Raw genomic sequence first — 17,952 nt, 5'->3', positions numbered from 1 at the left:
TAAAAACTTTTATAAATAGTAATCAGTCCCAAAAAATGGAACTGATTACTGTGATTTAATTATTCTTCTAAACGAATGTCAAGACCAAGACCTTTCAATTCGTGCATCAATACGTTGAATGATTCAGGTAATCCTGGTTCTGGCATAGATTCTCCCTTAACGATTGCTTCGTAAGTTTTTGCTCTACCAATAACATCATCCGATTTTACAGTTAAGATTTCACGTAATGTACTTGATGCTCCATAAGCCTCAAGTGCCCATACCTCCATCTCTCCAAAGCGCTGACCTCCAAATTGAGCTTTACCTCCAAGTGGTTGTTGAGTAATCAACGAGTATGGACCAATAGAACGAGCGTGCATCTTATCATCTACCATGTGACCTAATTTTAACATATAAATCACACCAACTGTAGCTGCTTGATGGAAACGTTCTCCAGTACCACCATCGTAAAGGTGGGTATGTCCAAAACGTGGTACACCAGCTTCATCTGTTAAAGCATTGATTTGTTCAAGAGAAGCACCATCAAAAATTGGAGTAGCAAATTTTCTACCCAAATTCATTCCAGCCCATCCTAAAACTGTTTCATATATCTGACCAATGTTCATACGTGAAGGTACACCAAGTGGGTTCAACACAATATCAACAGGAGTTCCATCTTCTAAGAAAGGCATATCTTCATGACGAACAATACGAGCAACAATACCTTTGTTACCGTGACGTCCCGCCATTTTATCCCCAACTTTCAATTTACGTTTCTTAGCAATATATACTTTAGCTAATTTCAAAATTCCAGATGGTAATTCGTCACCAACAGTAATAGTGAATTTCTCTCTACGTAAAGCTCCTTGTAAATCGTTCAATTTAATTTTATAGTTATGAATTAAATCATTAACCATTTTGTTAGTCACATCATCTGCAACCCATTGACCTTTACTTAAGTGAGCGAAATCTTCAACAGCATACAACATTTTTTGAGTGTATTTTTTACCTTTTGGTAATACTTCTTCACCCAAATCATTCATTACTCCTTGAGATGTTTTTCCGTTAACTATTAGGAAAAGCTTTTCAATCAATCTGTCTTTTAATTCAACAAATTTAACTTCAAACTCCATTTCTAAAGCGCCTAAAGCATCTTTATCCTGAGTACGTTTACGTTTATCTTTTACTGCTCTTGCAAATAATTTTTTATCTAAAACTACACCGTGTAATGAAGGAGAAGCTTTTAATGAAGCATCTTTTACATCACCAGCTTTATCACCAAAGATAGCACGTAGTAATTTTTCTTCTGGTGTTGGATCAGACTCTCCTTTTGGAGTAATTTTTCCAATCAAAATATCGCCAGGTTTTACCTCTGCACCAATTCTGATCATACCATTTTCATCCAAATCTTTGGTAGCTTCTTCAGAAACGTTAGGAATATCATTAGTCAACTCTTCGTTACCTAATTTAGTATCTCTAACTTCTAATGAATAATCATCAATATGAATAGAAGTAAATATATCATCGCGAACAACTTTTTCAGAAATTACAATCGCATCCTCAAAGTTGTATCCTTTCCATGGCATAAACGCCACTTTAAGGTTACGACCTAAAGCTAATTCACCGTTTTGAGTAGCATATCCTTCAGATAAAACTTGACCTAGAACAACTCTATCCCCTTTTCTTACGATAGGTTTCAAGTTGATACTTGTTCCTTGGTTCGTTTTTCTAAATTTAATTAGGTTATACGTTTTTTCATCAGGTTCAAAACTTACCATTCTTTCTTCCTCAGAACGATCGTATTTGATAGTAATAATGTTAGCATCAACATATTCAACAACTCCATCACCTTCAGCATTAATCAATACTCTAGAATCTGAAGCTACTTGACGCTCTAAACCAGTTCCAACAATAGGGGCTTCTGGACGAATTAAAGGTACCGCTTGACGCATCATGTTAGATCCCATCAAAGCACGGTTCGCATCATCATGCTCCAAGAAAGGAATCAATGATGCAGAAATAGATGCAATTTGATTTGGGGCAACGTCTGCATAATCTACTTGACTTGGCTCAATTACAGGAAAATCACCTTCTTGTCTTGCAATTACATTATCAGCAGTAATTTTTCCTGTCGCATCCATTTCAATGTTTGCTTGAGAAATCATCATACCTTCTTCTTCTTCTGCACTTAAGTAAACAGGAGTTGATTCTAAATCAACTACACCATTTGAAACTTTACGGTAAGGAGTCTCAATGAATCCCATTCCATTTACTTTGGCATATACACCAAGAGATGAAATCAAACCAATGTTTGGTCCCTCAGGAGTTTCAATAGGACATAAACGACCATAGTGCGTATAGTGAACGTCACGAACCTCAAAACCTGCTCTTTCACGAGAAAGTCCACCTGGTCCAAGTGCAGATAATCTTCTTTTGTGCGTAATCTCAGCTAATGGATTCGTTTGATCCATAAATTGAGATAACTGATTCGTTCCAAAGAAAGAGTTGATAACAGAAGATAATGTTTTTGCATTAATCAAATCTATCGGTGTAAACACCTCGTTATCTCTAACGTTCATACGCTCTCTAATGGTTCTAGCCATACGCGCTAAACCAACACCGAATTGTTGTGACAATTGTTCACCAACTGTTCTAACACGACGGTTTGATAAGTGATCAATATCATCAATCTCAGCTTTTGAGTTGATCAATTCAATCAAATATTTAACAATAGTTATGATATCTTCCTTGGTAAGCACTTGCTTTTCCATTGGAGTATCTAAACCTAATTTTTTATTAATTCTATAACGACCTACTTCACCTAAGTTGTAACGTTGGTCAGAGAAAAATAATTTATCTATAATGCCACGAGCAGTTTCTTCATCAGGCGGTTCTGCATTACGCAATTGTCTGTAGATATGCTCAACAGCTTCTTTTTCAGAGTTTGTTGGATCTTTTTGTAACGTATTATGAATGATAGAATAATCAACTTGATTGTTATCTTCTTTGTGCAACAAAATAGATTTAACATTCGAATCAATAATTTCTTCTACATTATCTTTGTCGATAATTGTATCTCTATCTAAAATAATCTCGTTACGCTCGATAGATACTACTTCACCAGTATCTTCATCTACGAAATCCTCATGCCATGTATTCAATACACGAGCAGCTAATTTTCTTCCAATATATTTTTTTAATCCTGTTTTAGAAACTTTAATTTCTTCGGCTAGATCAAAAATTTCAAGGATATCCTTATCTCTTTCAAATCCAATAGCACGGAATAAAGTTGTTACAGGTAATTTTTTCTTTCTATCAATATAAGCATACATTACGCTATTAATATCGGTAGAAAATTCAATCCAAGAGCCTTTAAAAGGAATAACTCTTGCAGAATATAATTTAGTTCCATTTGCATGGAATGATTGTCCAAAGAACACACCAGGAGAACGGTGCAATTGAGACACAACAACACGTTCAGCGCCATTGATTACAAAAGTACCACTTGGTGTCATGTAAGGAATTGTACCAAGGTAAACGTCTTGAACAATAGTTTCAAAATCTTCGTGTTCTGGATCTGTACAGTAAAGTTTAAGTCTAGCCTTCAAAGGAACACTATACGTCAAACCTCTTTCTATACATTCTTGAATGGTGTAACGTGGTGGATCTACGAAATAATCAAGGAATTCCAATACAAAATTGTTTCTTGTATCTGTAATAGGAAAGTTTTCCATGAAGGTATTATACAATCCTTCGTCGCCTCTTTCGTCTGATTTAGTTTCTAATTGAAAAAAATCTTTAAATGACTTCACCTGAACATCAAGAAAATCTGGATAGTCAGGAATATTTTTTGTAGAGGCAAAATTCAATCTTTCAGTCTGATTTGTTAGCATCAATGGACAAAATTTTGATTAAAAAAAGTAATTTTTGTGTTTGAAACACTGTTTAATTTATAAAACAATCTATACTTTCTTTTTTAGAATCAATACATCTTGAGAAATTAATAAAGATTGCTCTTTAGCTAATTTATTTTCTTCGTAATGATTAAAAATTCTAAGGTATTTTAAACTATTTTATAATAAAACTTAATAAATTTTATTATACGAAAAATGGTTTAGGTCTTTGAGTGATTAAACCCAAGACCTAAACCTAATTTTAAACTATGTTGAAATTATTTTAACTCAACAACAGCTCCAGCCTCTTCTAATGATTTTTTAAGACCTTCAGCCTCTTCTTTAGAAACACCTTCTTTTACGTTGCTAGGAGCACTATCAACTACATCTTTAGCTTCTTTCAAACCTAAACCTGTAAGTTCTTTTACTAATTTCACAACAGCTAATTTAGATGCACCTGCATCTTTCAATACAACTGTAAATTCTGTTTGAGCCTCTTCAGCAGCACCTTCACCACCACCAGCAGCAACTACTACAGCTGCAGCAGCTGGTTCGATACCGTACTCATCTTTCAATATTGTTGCTAATTCGTTAACTTCTTTTACAGTTAAATTAACTAATTGCTCTGCGAATTGTTTCAAATCTGCCATTTTTTCTATCGTTTTAAAATGATTTGTAAAAATATAATTTATTTATTGTGCGCTAATTCAAGCAACAAGGAACTAGTCCTTGCTTGGTTATATTAAGCTTCAGTCTCTTCGCTGTTAGCGAATTGATTTTGTAAAGCAGAAATAACTCTTTGAGCTGGAGATTGTAACAATCCAATGATTTCTCCGATAAGCTCTTCTTTAGATTTAATTGTAGCTAAAGTATCTAATTGATCATCACCAATATAAATCTCAGAATTGATGTAAGCTCCTTTTAAAATTGGCTTAGCAGCTTTTTTTCTGAAATCTTTGATAATTTTTCCAGGTGCATTTGCAACATCTGCAATAAATATAGCACTATTACCAGTCAATACTGATGGCAAATCACCATAATCATTATCAGAAGCTTCCATTGCTTTTACAAGCAAAGTGTTTTTAACTACCTCTAATTTAATACCTGCTTTAAAACAAGCTCTTCTCAAGTTTGAAGTTGTTTCTGCGTCTAACCCAGAAATATCAGATACATATACAATGTTTGTACCAGCTAACTGTGCAGTTAAATCTTCAATCGCGATTGATTTTTCTTCTCTAGTCATACTAAAAATTATTAACTACCAATTATACTGCTTTTGGGTCTAATGCAATAGCAGGACTCATAGTGCTTGTAAGGTGAATACCTTTAATATAGGTACCTTTAGCAGCAGTTGGTTTAAGTTTGATTAATGTTTGAATAATTTCATGTGCATTGTCATAAATTTGCTCAGCTCCGAAAGAAACTTTACCAATTCCTGCATGTACAATACCAGTTTTATCAACTTTGAAATCGATTTTACCAGCTTTTACCTCAGCAACAGCTTTTGCAACATCCATAGTTACAGTACCTGTTTTAGGGTTTGGCATTAAACCTCTAGGTCCTAAAATACGACCTAATGGACCTAATTTACCCATAACAGCTGGCATAGTGATGATAACATCAACATCTGTCCAACCATCTTTTATTTTTTGTAAGTAATCGTCTAGACCTACATAATCAGCTCCAGCTGCAGTAGCTTCTGCTTCTTTATCTGGAGTAACTAAAGCCAATACTTTTACATCCTTACCAGTTCCATGAGGCAATGTTACTACACCTCTCACCATTTGATTCGCTTTTCTTGGATCTACACCCAATTTAACTGCGATATCAACAGACTCATCAAATTTTGCAGAAGCAACCTCTTTAATTAATGCAGCAGCATCTTTCAAAGAGTATAATTTGTTCTTTTCAATTTTTGAAGCAGCCTCTTTTTGCTTTTTTGTCAATTTTGCCATGTCTTTCTCTTAATTAAAAAGGAGAATCTCCTGATACAGTTATACCCATAGATCTAGCTGTTCCAGCAACCATACTCATAGCAGACTCGATAGTGAATGCATTTAAGTCTGGCATTTTGTCTTCAGCAATAGCTCTAATTTGTTCCCAAGTAACACTAGCTACTTTTTTACGATTAGGCTCACCTGAACCAGATTTTAGCTTTGCAGCTTCCATTAACTGAACTGCTGCAGGAGGAGTCTTAACAACAAAATCGAATGATTTGTCTTTATACACAGTAATTTGTACTGGGCATATTTTGCCAGGTTTATCTTGTGTTCTAGCATTAAATTGCTTACAGAACTCCATGATGTTCACCCCAGCAGCTCCTAAAGCAGGTCCAACCGGTGGCGACGGATTCGCAGCACCTCCCTTAACTTGTAGTTTAACTACCTTACTAATTTCTTTAGCCATTTTTTAAAAAATTTAACACGACAATCATTGGAAGCGATTGTGTGATTATTATAGTGTAACAAAAATTATACTTTTTCCACTTGCATAAAACTCAACTCTAATGGTGTTTTTCTTCCGAAAATCTTAACCATAACTTCAAGTTTACGCTTTTCTTCATTGATTTTTTCAACAGTTCCATTAAAACCATTAAAAGGTCCATCAATAACCTTAATTGTTTCTCCCACATTAAATGGAATAGAACGAGTATCTGTATTAACTGTTAACTCATCTACTTTTCCTAACATACGGTTAACTTCAGCCATTCTCAAAGGAACTGGTTCACCACCTTTAGTTTCTCCTAAAAAACCAATAACACTTGTAATAGACTTAATAATATGAGGTATCTCACCAACCAAGTTAGCCTCTATCATTACATATCCAGGAAAATAAACTTTGTCTTTTGCAATTTTTTTTCCTTCTTTAACAGTAACTACTTTTTCTGTAGGAACCAATACTTGAGATACATAATCCTCCATCCCTAATCTAGCGATTTCAGTCTCGATATATGCTTTTACTTTATTTTCTTGCCCGCTTACTGCACGAACGACATACCACTTTTTCAAATTATTTTCAGTCATCCCAAGAAATTTATGCTTTCAACCAGTTAAAAAATCCTTCTAATGCTTTTGCAAACATTTCATCTACTCCCCATGTCGCCAAAGCGAATAGTACTGAAAAAACAGCAACAACAATTGTTAGACGTTGAACCTCAGCCCAAGCTGGCCAAGTAACATTTGACTTTAATTCTTCAAATGCCTCTGAAATGTAATTAACAACTTTTGCCATATTTATACTCTGTGTTTTATATTGCACGGGCGGAGGGATTCGAACCCCCATCAACGGTTTTGGAGACCGCTATTCTACCCTTGAACTACGCCCGTATTAAAGCCAGTAACTAAAGCGTTACTGGCTTAGTTTATTTGTTTTAGTTAAAAAACTAAAGGATTTCAGTAACTTGACCTGCACCTACAGTTCTACCACCTTCACGGATAGCAAAACGTAAACCTACGTTTAATGCAATCTCGCTCAATAATTTAACTTCAATAGTTAAGTTATCTCCAGGCATAACCATCTCTACACCAGCTGGTAAAGAAATAATACCAGTTACGTCAGTTGTACGTACATAGAATTGTGGACGGTAGTTATTGTGGAATGGAGTGTGACGTCCACCTTCTTCTTTTTTCAAGATATACACCTCAGCTTTGAAGTGATCGTGAGGCTTAACAGAACCTGGTTTACAGATTACCATTCCTCTTTTGATATCTTCTTTTTGAATACCTCTTAACAAGATACCAACGTTATCTCCAGCTTCACCTCTATCAAGGATTTTACGGAACATCTCAACTCCAGTGATTGTAGAAGTTAATTTCTCAGCTCCCATACCAATGATTTCAACTGGATCTCCAGTATTAGCAACACCAGTTTCGATACGACCTGTAGCTACAGTTCCACGACCAGTGATTGAGAATACGTCTTCAACAGGCATCAAGAAAGGTTTGTTAACATCTCTTTCTGGCTCTTCGATCCAAGCATCAACAGCTTCCATCAATTCAATGATTTTAGGAACCCATACTGGATCATTATTCAATCCACCTAAAGCAGAACCTTGAACAACTGGTCCGTTATCTCCATCATACTCGTAGAAAGATAATAAGTCTCTGATTTCCATCTCAACTAATTCTAACAACTCAGCATCATCAACCATATCCACTTTGTTCATGAATACAACGATTCTTGGAATACCAACTTGACGACCTAAAAGGATGTGCTCACGAGTTTGTGGCATTGGTCCATCAGTAGCCGCAACAACAAGAATAGCACCGTCCATTTGAGCAGCACCAGTAACCATGTTCTTAACGTAATCCGCGTGACCTGGACAGTCAACGTGAGCGTAGTGACGGTTAGAAGTTTCATACTCTACGTGAGAAGTATTAATTGTAATACCTCTTTCTTTTTCTTCTGGAGCATTATCAATTTGATCAAATGATTTTGCTTGACAGTAACCTGCATCAGACAATACTTTTGTAATTGCCGCAGTTAATGTAGTTTTTCCGTGATCCACGTGCCCAATTGTACCAATGTTCAAATGGGGCTTGTTACGGGTAAAATTTTCCTTTGCCATTTTACTTAATTTTTAATCTTAGTTATATATTTATTTCAATTTCCTACTTACTTGAGCCAACTACGGGAATTGAACCCGTGACCTCTTCCTTACCAAGGAAGCACTCTACCCCTGAGCTAAGTCGGCAGAATCCTTGATTAAGAAGCGTAGAGCATATACCCACTTATCTATAATCTTCATTCTAATTTGTGGGGAGAGCAGGATTCGAACCTGCGAAGTTTTCACAGCAGATTTACAGTCTGCCCTCGTTGGCCGCTTGAGTATCTCCCCTTTATTACCATAACCTTAAGAACGTGTTCAAAACAAAGCTTGAACCTAATAGAGCCGGCGGAGGGACTCGAACCCACGACCTGCTGATTACAAATCAGCTGCTCTAGCCGACTGAGCTACGCTGGCAAATATCAATAAAAAAGTCCGCTATTTCTAACGGACTGCAAATGTATAGATTTTATCTCTTAATCAAAACATTTTTTGAAAAAAAATTGAATTAAATATGAGATCTTATTTTTTCTTTTCTTTTAACCAGCAAACGCTCTAGTGATTCAGCAGACAAATCAATAGCTTCCTCAAAAGTTTTACATTGTTTTTTTACCAAAAAATCATCTCCAGGAACATTAATTTTAACCTCCACAATTTTATTTTCTTTATCACTTGTCTTTTCAACCTTCATAAAAACATCCGAAGAAACTACTTTATCATAATACTTTTCTAACTTATCCATTCTAACTTGGACAAAATCTACTAGCTTTCTGTCAACAGTAAAGTTAACTGCATGAACATTTACCTTCATAATCATTATTTTTTGTGGTTAAACATAGTGTAGAAATCACTTCAGACTTCTCGGATGCGCATCTTTATACACTTTTTTTAATTCAGATAAACTACTATTAGTATACACTTGTGTAGACGCCAAACTTGAATGCCCTAACAACTCCTTTATTGAATTCAAATCTGCCCCGTTATTTAACATATGAGTCGCAAAAGTATGCCTTAAAACATGTGGACTCTTTTTTACCTTCTCGGAGACATTACTAAAGTACGAATTAATTGTTCTGTAGACAAAAGATTGACTTAATTTTAACCCTTTTGAAGTAACAAAAAAATATTCAAAATCAACAAGCTCTTCTAAATTTGACCGCTCCTTTAAATACAACTCAATACGCCCAACTAACATTGACAACATCGGAACAATCCTTTCTTTATTTCTCTTACCAAGAACTTTTATTGTTGCCCCACCAACATTAACATCTCCACACCTTAAATTAATCATTTCGGCCCTACGCATTCCTGTAGCATAAAACATTTCAATCATCAACATATTCCTTAAAGAATCAAAATCAGCATCATCGTGAAAAAGCACATCAAGACTATTCATTTCTTTTTCAGAAAAAGGAATTTGTATATTTTTAGAAACCTTTAAAGCTCGATGCTTAAGCAAAGGACTGACAGAAATCTGCTTTGTCTTTAATAAAAATTTATAAAACGCTTTTAAAGAAGCAATTTTCCTATTCACCGAAACAGTATTCAATCCCGAGTCCACCAAAAAAACCACCCAACTCCTAATATGGGAATACGCTACTTTTTCCAAGACAACCTCAAAAGAAGCCTCCTGTAAAAAAATCTCAAAAGCATCCACATCATCACAGTACGCTTTTTGCGTATGCAACGAATAATTCTTCTCTAGAACAAGATAATCTCTAAAAGCTATTTTAATAGAAGTCATAAAAAAACCGTTAGGATCAAAGTTATAAAACTTTAATCACTAACGGTAATAAATTTTGAAAACAGAAATTTAGATATTCTCTAAACTATCTTTCATATTTTGAATGTAAGCTGCTTTTTGGAACTTCATTCTATTGATAACTGATGGCTTAATAAAAGCAGTACGCGCTCTTAATTGACGAACAGTTCCAGTTTTATCAAATTTTCTTTTGTAGCGCTTTAATGCTCTATCAATATTTTCTCCGTCTTTAATTGGTATAATTAACATAATTTTATCACCCCCTTTCGTTAAGTGCGCAAAAGTAGTAAAGTTTTATTAATTAGCAATTATAATTAGATATTTATTTTACAGCAGGTTGATAATTTTGTTTATCAATAATCATTTTTGACAATATTTCTTTCAATATTTCAGAGGTACCTCCCCCTATTGGCCCTAAACGACTATCTCTAAACAATCTTGCAAGTGGATATTCCTCCATATAACCATACCCTCCTAGCATTTGAAGACAGCTATAAATAGTTTCATCAGCTACTTTTGTTGATTTTAATTTAGCCATTGTCGCTTCTTTGACTACATATTCACCTTTGTCCAAACGCGCAACAGCAGCATAATTGAAGACTTTACAATGTGCTACTTCAGTTGCATGCTCAACAAGAGTATGACGTAAGGCTTGAAACTTATTAATTGTTGTTCCAAATGCTTCACGATTTGACATATAATCAATCGTATAATCAATCGCGTATTCTGCTCTCGCGTGAGCATTAATCGCCATAATCAAACGTTCTAAAGCAAAATGTTGCATAATATAAGCAAAACCTTTGTTTTCTTCCCCCATCAGGTTTTCTACTGGCACCTCTACATTATCAAATGCAATTTCTGCCGTATCTGATGCCCTCCAACCCAGCTTATCTAATTTGGTTGCCGAAACTCCCTTAGACGAAGCATCCATTAAAAAAATACTAATCCCTTTATTGCCTGATGTTGGTTCTGTTTTAGCAGCAACTATATAATAATCTGCATACACTCCATTGGTAATAAAAGTTTTGGAGCCGTTAATAATGTACTTATCACCTTTTTTCATTGCAGTTGTTCTCATTCCCGCCACATCACTACCACCAAAAGGCTCAGAAATACATAAAGCCCCTATTTTTTCACCAGCAATACTTGGAACCAAATAATCTCTCTTTATTCTTTCATCGCCCTCGGCATTTAAATGTGTCATTGCCAAATAAACGTGTGCCCAAATAGCGGCTGCAAAACCAGAAGATTTAATTTTTTGAAGTTCTTCTAACAAAATCACCATATAAAACAGATCTAAATTTAATCCTCCATATGACTCTGGATATGTTATCCCCAAAAAGCCCATATCCCCGAATTTCTTCCAAATAAAACGCTCAATAGTTCCTGTTTTTTCCCATTTCTCTATATGCGGAACAACTTCTTTCTGCAAAAAGTCTTTCAAACTCTTTCTAAACAAATCATGTTCTTCTGAAAAATATACTGAATTCATAAAATGCACTTTTTATTATTTTTTTAGAACTTCAAATATAATGCAATTATTTTTGCTTTATCAACAGGAAAACCCTTAATTTTTGATAAATCCTCAATATTTTTAAAATCGCCATTCATGCTTCTATAAATTAAGATTTGTTTAGCCAATGCATATTTGAAATAAATAAACTGCGATAATTCTTTTAAAGACGCATTATTAATATCGATTAATTCGAGTTCTGGTGCTTTTGATACACAAAACTGACTATTTATATTTTCAATAACCTCTGGAGACAAACCCCAAACCTCATTAAGCTGCTCCATTACCACAAAACCTTTCAAACTATTTCTTTGAGTGATTATTCGATTAGCGATGACCTCACCAATACCATAAACTTTTATCAAATCTTCTTTTGCTGCAAGATTTATATCTATTTTAGTACCTTTAGTCTTTTCCTTATACCCAAAGTTGGAATATTTTTTAAAACCACCTTTTTGTTTATTCTCTACCCAATCTGGAAATTTAAAAAAAGGACTTATTTTATTCAAAAGTGCATCAGAGACACCCGTCACCTTCTGAAATTCCGTTGCTGAGTTTACATAACGATTTGTTTTTCTAAAAGCATGTAGTCGATCTATTTCTTCTACCGACATACCTAATTTATATCCTTTATAATCAGAAATAAAATTTGGATTAAACGGATAAATAGAAATGCTCTTGGCTGTATTGGCTTTTAATTCATCTATTTTCGTTTGAAGCGAGAGCCAATCTTTTGCATCTAACGAATTAACATTTCTAGCATTACCGTCTACAAACCAATAAAAAAATTGCAAAATGATTATAATTCCAAACAAAACCAAAAGTCCATTTCGTTGACCTCTGGTAAATTTCAAATAAAATAAAAACCTTTTTAACATCTTCAAGCAATTAATATTTAGCTAAAAATAAAAAAAACTCAATATCTTAACAAGAAAAATACATATAAATCAAAACAACAGACAAACATAACTAATTCATAATCCTAAGCATTATCAAAATTTGAGTAGAAATACTAAAAAAAACAAGCTTAAAAGAGATAATCTTTTTTATTTTTTATAAAAAACAATACATTTGGAACTTAATAACTAAAACAACAAATAACCATGTCAATTTGGAGAGTTAAACCAATATCAGCTTTTGAAGCTGATATGAAAAAAAGTAATTTGAAAAGGGTTCTTGGAAAATGGAGCCTTACCGCTATTGGCGTTGGAGCCATTATTGGTGGTGGTATTTTCGTTCTTACAGGAACAGGAGCGTATTATCATGCCGGCCCTGCTCTAGCAATTTCATTTATTATTGCAGGTATTGCCTGTGTTTTTGCTGCTCTATGTTACTCAGAGTTTGCTTCTATTTTACCTGTTGAAGGATCTGCATATGCATATGCTTATGGAACAATTGGCGAAATTTTCGCTTGGATTATAGGCTGGGGACTTATTCTAGAATACGCTATGGGATCGATGACGGTCGCGGTGTCTTGGTCTGGATATTTCAATAAATTATTAAAAATGTTTCATATTGAACTACCTGAATACCTAACAACAGATCCTGCTAGCTACACTGGAGAAGGTTTTTCAATGAACTTGCCAGCATTTTTAATCGTAATATTTGTAATTTCTATTTTAATAAAAGGAACCAAAAGTGCTGCAACAGCTAACAATATGATTGTACTTCTAAAAGTGTCTGCTGTTTTGTTTGTGATTATTGCTGGAGCATTCTTTATAAACACTGACAATTGGCACCCTTTTATTCCTGAAGCTACTCAAATCATAGAGAAAGAAACCACTCACAATGCATATGGGTTAACAGGAATCGTTTCTGGTGCTGCCGCCATCTTTTTTGCATACGTTGGTTTTGACGCTGTTTCAACACAAGCTGGTGAAGCAATTAATCCTAAAAAAGATGTACCTTTTGCTATTATAGCTTCGTTATTAATTTGTACATTCCTTTACATTCTTGTCTCGTTAGTTTTGACTGGAATGATGAATTATCAAGACTTTAATCCACTAGGGAAATATCCAGATGCAATTAAAGCTCCTGTTGCATATGCTTTTGATATTGCTGGTCAAGGATGGGCAGGTCTTATTATCACAATTGCTGCAACTGTAGGTTTGATATCTGTATTAATGGTAATGATTATGGGACAATCTAGAATTTTCTTAGGAATGTCTAAAGACGGTTTGATCCCTCAAGTGTTTTCAAGAGTTAATCCAATTTCTGGAACTCCAAGAACCAACTTAATGATTTTGGGTGGTATCATAGCAACAGTAGCTGCTTTCACACCTATTAACAAACTTGCAGATATGACCAGTTTTGGTACCTTATTCGCCTTTACTATGGTTTGTATTGCGGTTTGGATTTTGAGAGTAAAACAACCTAACTTAACAAGAACATTTAAAGTACCTGCTTTACCTGTGATTGCTATTTGCGGTATTTTAATCAATACTTATTTAATGATTAACTTAAGTTTAGATGCACAATTACTATCATTAGGATGGCTTGCAATTGGAATCATAGTATATTTTGGATATAGTAAAACAAGATCAAAATTAAATAACGAAGAGACTGAACAATAGTCAATTTATAATATTAAAAAAAGAAGCCGTTTCAGTTTTGAAACGGCTTCTTTTTTATAAATCAAATACGGAAGATCTTTTAGCGCGGACTAAATCTTTCAAACGAATCCAAAAGGCTAAAGTTAAATACACTGCAAACCATAAACCCGCTGTAACAAATGACAAGTAAATAAAGAACAAACGAACATTTGTAACACGCATTCCTAATTTATCGGCTAAACGTGAGGATACATGAAAGCCGTGTTTTTCAAAGAAAAATTTAAGTTTGATAATTGCTGACATTACTTTGCAATTGAATTAATGAAATAGTGAGACAAAATTACATTTTTATCTTCAGTATTTAGAAGAGGATACAAAATGATTGCAAAAAAAACCAATTGCCAACTACTAGCCCCGATGGGAGTGGCATCCTTTGCCTTTTTCCTTTAAAAAGGCAAAGATATAACGGACAGCGGGAACAATGATTCCAAGAATTCTGATTGTTTATGCTCCAAAAAAGACTATTGCTTAAGTAATTCTGAACCAATAGCACAATCGAGACACCTACTTTTATTACAATATTCTGATTTTAACTGAAGTAATGTTTGAGCTTCAAAAGCATTTTTGGTGAAAATTCCAATTGATTTAAACTTGTCTAAAATTGCATTCTTTTCTGAATCTAGAGATTGCATCAAAGCCATTAATTCCTCTGTTATTTCTTTTCCCTGATTTTTTGCATACGCAAATTGAATTGGAATTATGGTATTGATTAACAACAAATCAATAAAGGATTTGGTGAGTTTCTTACTCTTTTTAGGGCTGATTTTATCGAATTGATAATGGGTTTGCCAATACTCTGAAGTTGCTACAGCAAAGCGTTCATACAATAAAGGCAACGAAAACTCGTTTGTGATTTTGGAAAAAAGATGTTTCTCTTGATGGTACAAACTCGCCAATTGAGACAACCGAATAGTTGGAAAATTATCGGGTCTGTGCTTGAAAAATTGAAGTGGCTCTATATTGACCTTCTCAATAGCATACTTTTGAAGTAAGTAATAGAACCGAAATTGTAAGTCCTTAAAATAGGTATCTTCTTTATCGTAATCTAACAAACCTGCCATTCCGAAAAATAGCGCTTCTAGATTTTGCAAATCCGAGGCTTCTTTTCGAATCACCGAAAAAGGTATGGATTGCGCAATTTTAAAAAAAGAAACCCCATTTGTATTGAGACCAAAATTCTTCGCTAACAAGAGGAATAAAACTGCTTCCCAATCATTTTGGGTAACAACTAAATTATCAAAAACATACTGAGATTTTCGTTCTAAACGTTCAAAAAATAAGCGTTCTTGCCAATTGGAAACCACAAATGAATTGACTTCTTGGATTTGGTTTTCGCAATAAATCCAAGATTTTTGAGCTATTAAATTCTTATATGAAAGCAAAAGCTCTTTATTTACATAATTTCGAAGCTCCACTACTGGAATTTCTAGATTATTGGGGGCAAAAACATCGGAATCGTGTTCCCAAACTACATGCAAAATGACATTATTGTAAGCTGTATCACGTTCATGATTATGCAAATACCAATCGGAAGATTTGACATGGATTTCGATATTGCCTGCCCATTTTTGATTAGCAATTATGATTTGAGCATTGAAAAAATCAGGACCTGCAGTTTCTAAATAATATCCAGGATGCAGTATCGAAATAGTTTCTCCTTTGACAGTTTGTAACTCAAGTGATGTTAACTTTTGGTATTGCCAAACATAATGCAAAAAATCTTCTTTCATATAGCAGACGATTCAAATGAATTGACTACTAATGTATTAAAAAATATTAAATGAAAGAAAATTATTTCAATAGATACAATTTAGCACAAGCTCTAGCATCGGATAATGCCTCATGATGATCTAATGCAATGTTCATTATTCTGCAACAGTCGCTCAATTTTGCAGGTTTAAATCCTTTGGCTTTATAAATTTTCACGGTGCATTCCCATCGGGAACCAATATTTAGATCTTCATAATTCAAACCGTGCAAAGCCATCGTTTTGGACAATACATTTCGGTCAAAACTTTCGTTATGAGCTACAACTACTCTATTTTTAAGACGCTTTTCGATCTCAGGAAAAACCTCTACGAACGTTTTAGCATTTGCGGTATCTCTGGGATAAATCCCGTGCACTTGAATGTTGAATGGATTATAAAAATTATTTGGCGGTTGAATCAAAGTAACAAACTCATCTACAATGATTCCCTCCTCGACCGTAACAATTCCAACCGAGCAGGGATGATAGGCCGTGGCCGTTTCAAAATCTATTGCAGTGAAGGTGCTCATATTATTTTATTGATCCGATAATGTCGTACTTGGTAATAATATGATGATTTCCATTCCCAAGATCAATCAAAACAGCTGCATTTTCACGAGTGAATAATTTTGACACTTCTTCAATAGGGGTTCCCATTGGTACAATTGGAAATGGTGCTCCCATAATTTCTCTCAAAGGACGATCGGCAGTATTTTTATCAGTAATATAACTTTGAAACAATAACGACTCATCTACAGACCCAACAAATCCAGTAACATCAACCACTGGAATTTGAGAGATTTTATATTTACGCATGCGCTCAATTGCGTGAGACACTAGTTCTTCTGTTCTTGCAATAACTAAAGGTTTATCTATATGATCTTTAATTACATCCTCCGCTTTTGTAATTTCATCTTCCAAGAATCCTCTTTCGCGCATCCAATCATCGTTGAACATTTTGCCAACATACCTACTTCCTGAATCATGAAACAACACTACAACAACATCTTCTGGTTTAAAGTGTTCTTTGAGTTGCAACAATCCTTTAATGGCTGCCCCAGCAGAATTCCCAACAAAAATTCCTTCTTCAAGTGCAATTTTTCTTGTATAAACTGCAGCATCTTTGTCTGTTACTTTTGTAAAACCATCAATTAGAGAAAAGTCAACATTTTTAGGCAAAATGTCTTCTCCGATTCCTTCTGTGATATAAGAGTAGATTTCGTTTTCATCAAAAATACCCGTTTCGTGGTATTTTTTAAAAACGGAACCATAGGTATCAATACCCCATATTTTTACATTTGGATTTTTCTCTTTCAAATATTTGGCAACGCCAGAAATAGTTCCTCCTGTTCCAACTCCAACCACAAAATGCGTAATTTTCCCTTCGGTTTGTTCCCAAATTTCAGGACCTGTTTGCTCATAATGCGCTATAGCATTCGATGGGTTATCATATTGATTCACATACCAAGAATTTGGTGTTTCTTCAGCTAAACGTTTGGAAACGGAATAATAAGAACGTGGATCTGTTGGCTCTACATCTGTTGGACACACGACCACTTTGGCACCAACTGCACGAAGAATATCCATCTTTTCTTTGGATTGTTTATCGGAGATTACACAGATCAACTTATACCCTTTTACGATTGCCACCAAGGCTAATCCCATACCTGTATTTCCAGATGTACCTTCAATGATTGTTCCTCCTGGTTGTAAACGACCATCGGCTTCGGCATCTTCAATCATTTTTATAGCCATTCTGTCTTTAACAGAATTTCCGGGATTGAAAGTTTCTACTTTGGCTAAAACCAAAGCATCTACTCCATTAACAATCTTGTTCAATTTTACTAATGGAGTATTACCAATAGTGCCTAATATATTTTGTGAAAAATTCATTTGTGAA

General features: G+C 34.5%; 18 protein-coding genes and 4 tRNA genes. 1 reads left to right on the top strand and 21 read right to left on the bottom strand.

From position 1 onward, the window contains the following. Positions 1-59: 59 nt before the first annotated feature. The 17 genes from rpoB to ACSVH9_RS13335 all read right to left on the bottom strand — a co-directional run bounded on the left by rpoB (position 60) and on the right by ACSVH9_RS13335 (position 12,571). Positions 60-3,872 (bottom strand): DNA-directed RNA polymerase subunit beta, encoded by a 3,813-nt coding sequence (rpoB, locus tag ACSVH9_RS13415; protein WP_159682331.1) that lies wholly within the window; start codon positions 3,870-3,872, stop codon positions 60-62. Positions 3,873-4,150: 278 nt separating this feature from the next. Then, on the bottom strand, positions 4,151-4,522 hold the full coding sequence (gene rplL / locus ACSVH9_RS13410) for a 50S ribosomal protein L7/L12 (RefSeq protein ID WP_300977835.1): 372 nt from the start codon (positions 4,520-4,522) through the stop codon (positions 4,151-4,153). Between the two features lie 92 nt (positions 4,523-4,614). Beyond that, entirely contained in the window at positions 4,615-5,115 is a 501-nt protein-coding gene (gene rplJ, locus ACSVH9_RS13405; protein WP_438064149.1) for a 50S ribosomal protein L10, read from the bottom strand. A gap of 22 nt (positions 5,116-5,137) precedes the next feature. Then, positions 5,138-5,827: a 50S ribosomal protein L1 gene (gene rplA, locus ACSVH9_RS13400; protein ID WP_298296292.1), complete on the bottom strand. Its 690-nt coding sequence runs from the start codon at positions 5,825-5,827 to the stop codon at positions 5,138-5,140. Positions 5,828-5,840: 13 nt separating this feature from the next. Further along, complete coding sequence (gene rplK / locus ACSVH9_RS13395; protein WP_064716536.1) at positions 5,841-6,278, bottom strand: 50S ribosomal protein L11; 438 nt, start codon at positions 6,276-6,278, stop codon at positions 5,841-5,843. A 65-nt stretch (positions 6,279-6,343) separates the two neighbouring features. Next, entirely contained in the window at positions 6,344-6,895 is a 552-nt protein-coding gene (nusG, locus tag ACSVH9_RS13390) for a transcription termination/antitermination protein NusG (protein ID WP_159682325.1), read from the bottom strand. A 10-nt stretch (positions 6,896-6,905) separates the two neighbouring features. Further along, complete coding sequence (gene secE / locus ACSVH9_RS13385; RefSeq protein ID WP_024982058.1) at positions 6,906-7,103, bottom strand: preprotein translocase subunit SecE; 198 nt, start codon at positions 7,101-7,103, stop codon at positions 6,906-6,908. A 24-nt stretch (positions 7,104-7,127) separates the two neighbouring features. Continuing rightward, a tRNA-Trp gene (locus tag ACSVH9_RS13380) sits at positions 7,128-7,198 on the bottom strand. Positions 7,199-7,254: 56 nt separating this feature from the next. Beyond that, positions 7,255-8,439: an elongation factor Tu gene (gene tuf, locus ACSVH9_RS13375; protein ID WP_438064148.1), complete on the bottom strand. Its 1,185-nt coding sequence runs from the start codon at positions 8,437-8,439 to the stop codon at positions 7,255-7,257. Positions 8,440-8,493: 54 nt separating this feature from the next. Beyond that, a tRNA-Thr gene (locus tag ACSVH9_RS13370) sits at positions 8,494-8,565 on the bottom strand. Between the two features lie 63 nt (positions 8,566-8,628). Next, positions 8,629-8,709, bottom strand: a tRNA-Tyr gene (locus ACSVH9_RS13365). A 52-nt stretch (positions 8,710-8,761) separates the two neighbouring features. Then, positions 8,762-8,835 (bottom strand) — tRNA-Thr (locus ACSVH9_RS13360). A 91-nt stretch (positions 8,836-8,926) separates the two neighbouring features. Beyond that, complete coding sequence (gene hpf, locus ACSVH9_RS13355; RefSeq protein ID WP_159682321.1) at positions 8,927-9,229, bottom strand: ribosome hibernation-promoting factor, HPF/YfiA family; 303 nt, start codon at positions 9,227-9,229, stop codon at positions 8,927-8,929. 36 nt (positions 9,230-9,265) lie between these two features. Continuing rightward, positions 9,266-10,162, bottom strand: a complete 897-nt coding sequence (locus ACSVH9_RS13350; protein WP_438064147.1) for a tyrosine-type recombinase/integrase — start codon at positions 10,160-10,162, stop codon at positions 9,266-9,268. A 69-nt stretch (positions 10,163-10,231) separates the two neighbouring features. Further along, positions 10,232-10,429 carry a 30S ribosomal protein S21 gene (gene rpsU, locus ACSVH9_RS13345; RefSeq protein ID WP_064716531.1) on the bottom strand — a complete coding sequence of 66 codons (198 nt, stop codon included), beginning with the start codon at positions 10,427-10,429 and terminating at the stop codon, positions 10,232-10,234. Positions 10,430-10,502: 73 nt separating this feature from the next. Next, positions 10,503-11,672, bottom strand: coding sequence for an acyl-CoA dehydrogenase family protein (locus ACSVH9_RS13340; protein WP_438064146.1), 1,170 nt, complete (start codon positions 11,670-11,672; stop codon positions 10,503-10,505). A 23-nt stretch (positions 11,673-11,695) separates the two neighbouring features. Beyond that, positions 11,696-12,571, bottom strand: coding sequence for a ComEA family DNA-binding protein (locus tag ACSVH9_RS13335; protein ID WP_438064166.1), 876 nt, complete (start codon positions 12,569-12,571; stop codon positions 11,696-11,698). A gap of 225 nt (positions 12,572-12,796) precedes the next feature. Between ACSVH9_RS13335 and ACSVH9_RS13330 the strand changes: the two genes are divergently transcribed. Next, complete coding sequence (locus tag ACSVH9_RS13330; RefSeq protein ID WP_438064145.1) at positions 12,797-14,266, top strand: APC family permease; 1,470 nt, start codon at positions 12,797-12,799, stop codon at positions 14,264-14,266. A 54-nt stretch (positions 14,267-14,320) separates the two neighbouring features. On the opposite strand, the gene ACSVH9_RS13325 is transcribed toward ACSVH9_RS13330, so the two are convergent. The 4 genes from ACSVH9_RS13325 to ACSVH9_RS13310 all read right to left on the bottom strand — a co-directional run bounded on the left by ACSVH9_RS13325 (position 14,321) and on the right by ACSVH9_RS13310 (position 17,945). Further along, on the bottom strand, positions 14,321-14,548 hold the full coding sequence (locus ACSVH9_RS13325) for a hypothetical protein (RefSeq protein ID WP_064716527.1): 228 nt from the start codon (positions 14,546-14,548) through the stop codon (positions 14,321-14,323). Between the two features lie 218 nt (positions 14,549-14,766). Further along, positions 14,767-16,035 (bottom strand): DUF2851 family protein, encoded by a 1,269-nt coding sequence (locus ACSVH9_RS13320; RefSeq protein WP_438064144.1) that lies wholly within the window; start codon positions 16,033-16,035, stop codon positions 14,767-14,769. A 61-nt stretch (positions 16,036-16,096) separates the two neighbouring features. Beyond that, a complete protein-coding gene (locus ACSVH9_RS13315; protein ID WP_438064143.1) occupies positions 16,097-16,582 on the bottom strand; it encodes a 3'-5' exonuclease in 486 nt (161 codons plus the stop codon). 1 nt (position 16,583) lies between these two features. Beyond that, positions 16,584-17,945 carry a pyridoxal-phosphate dependent enzyme gene (locus ACSVH9_RS13310; RefSeq protein WP_438064142.1) on the bottom strand — a complete coding sequence of 454 codons (1,362 nt, stop codon included), beginning with the start codon at positions 17,943-17,945 and terminating at the stop codon, positions 16,584-16,586. Positions 17,946-17,952 lie beyond the last annotated feature (7 nt).

Origin of the sequence: Flavobacterium sp. RSSB_23 (assembly GCF_051547145.1) — a bacterium.
Taxonomy (GTDB): domain Bacteria; phylum Bacteroidota; class Bacteroidia; order Flavobacteriales; family Flavobacteriaceae; genus Flavobacterium.
This window is presented reverse-complemented; position numbering and strand designations above follow the sequence as displayed.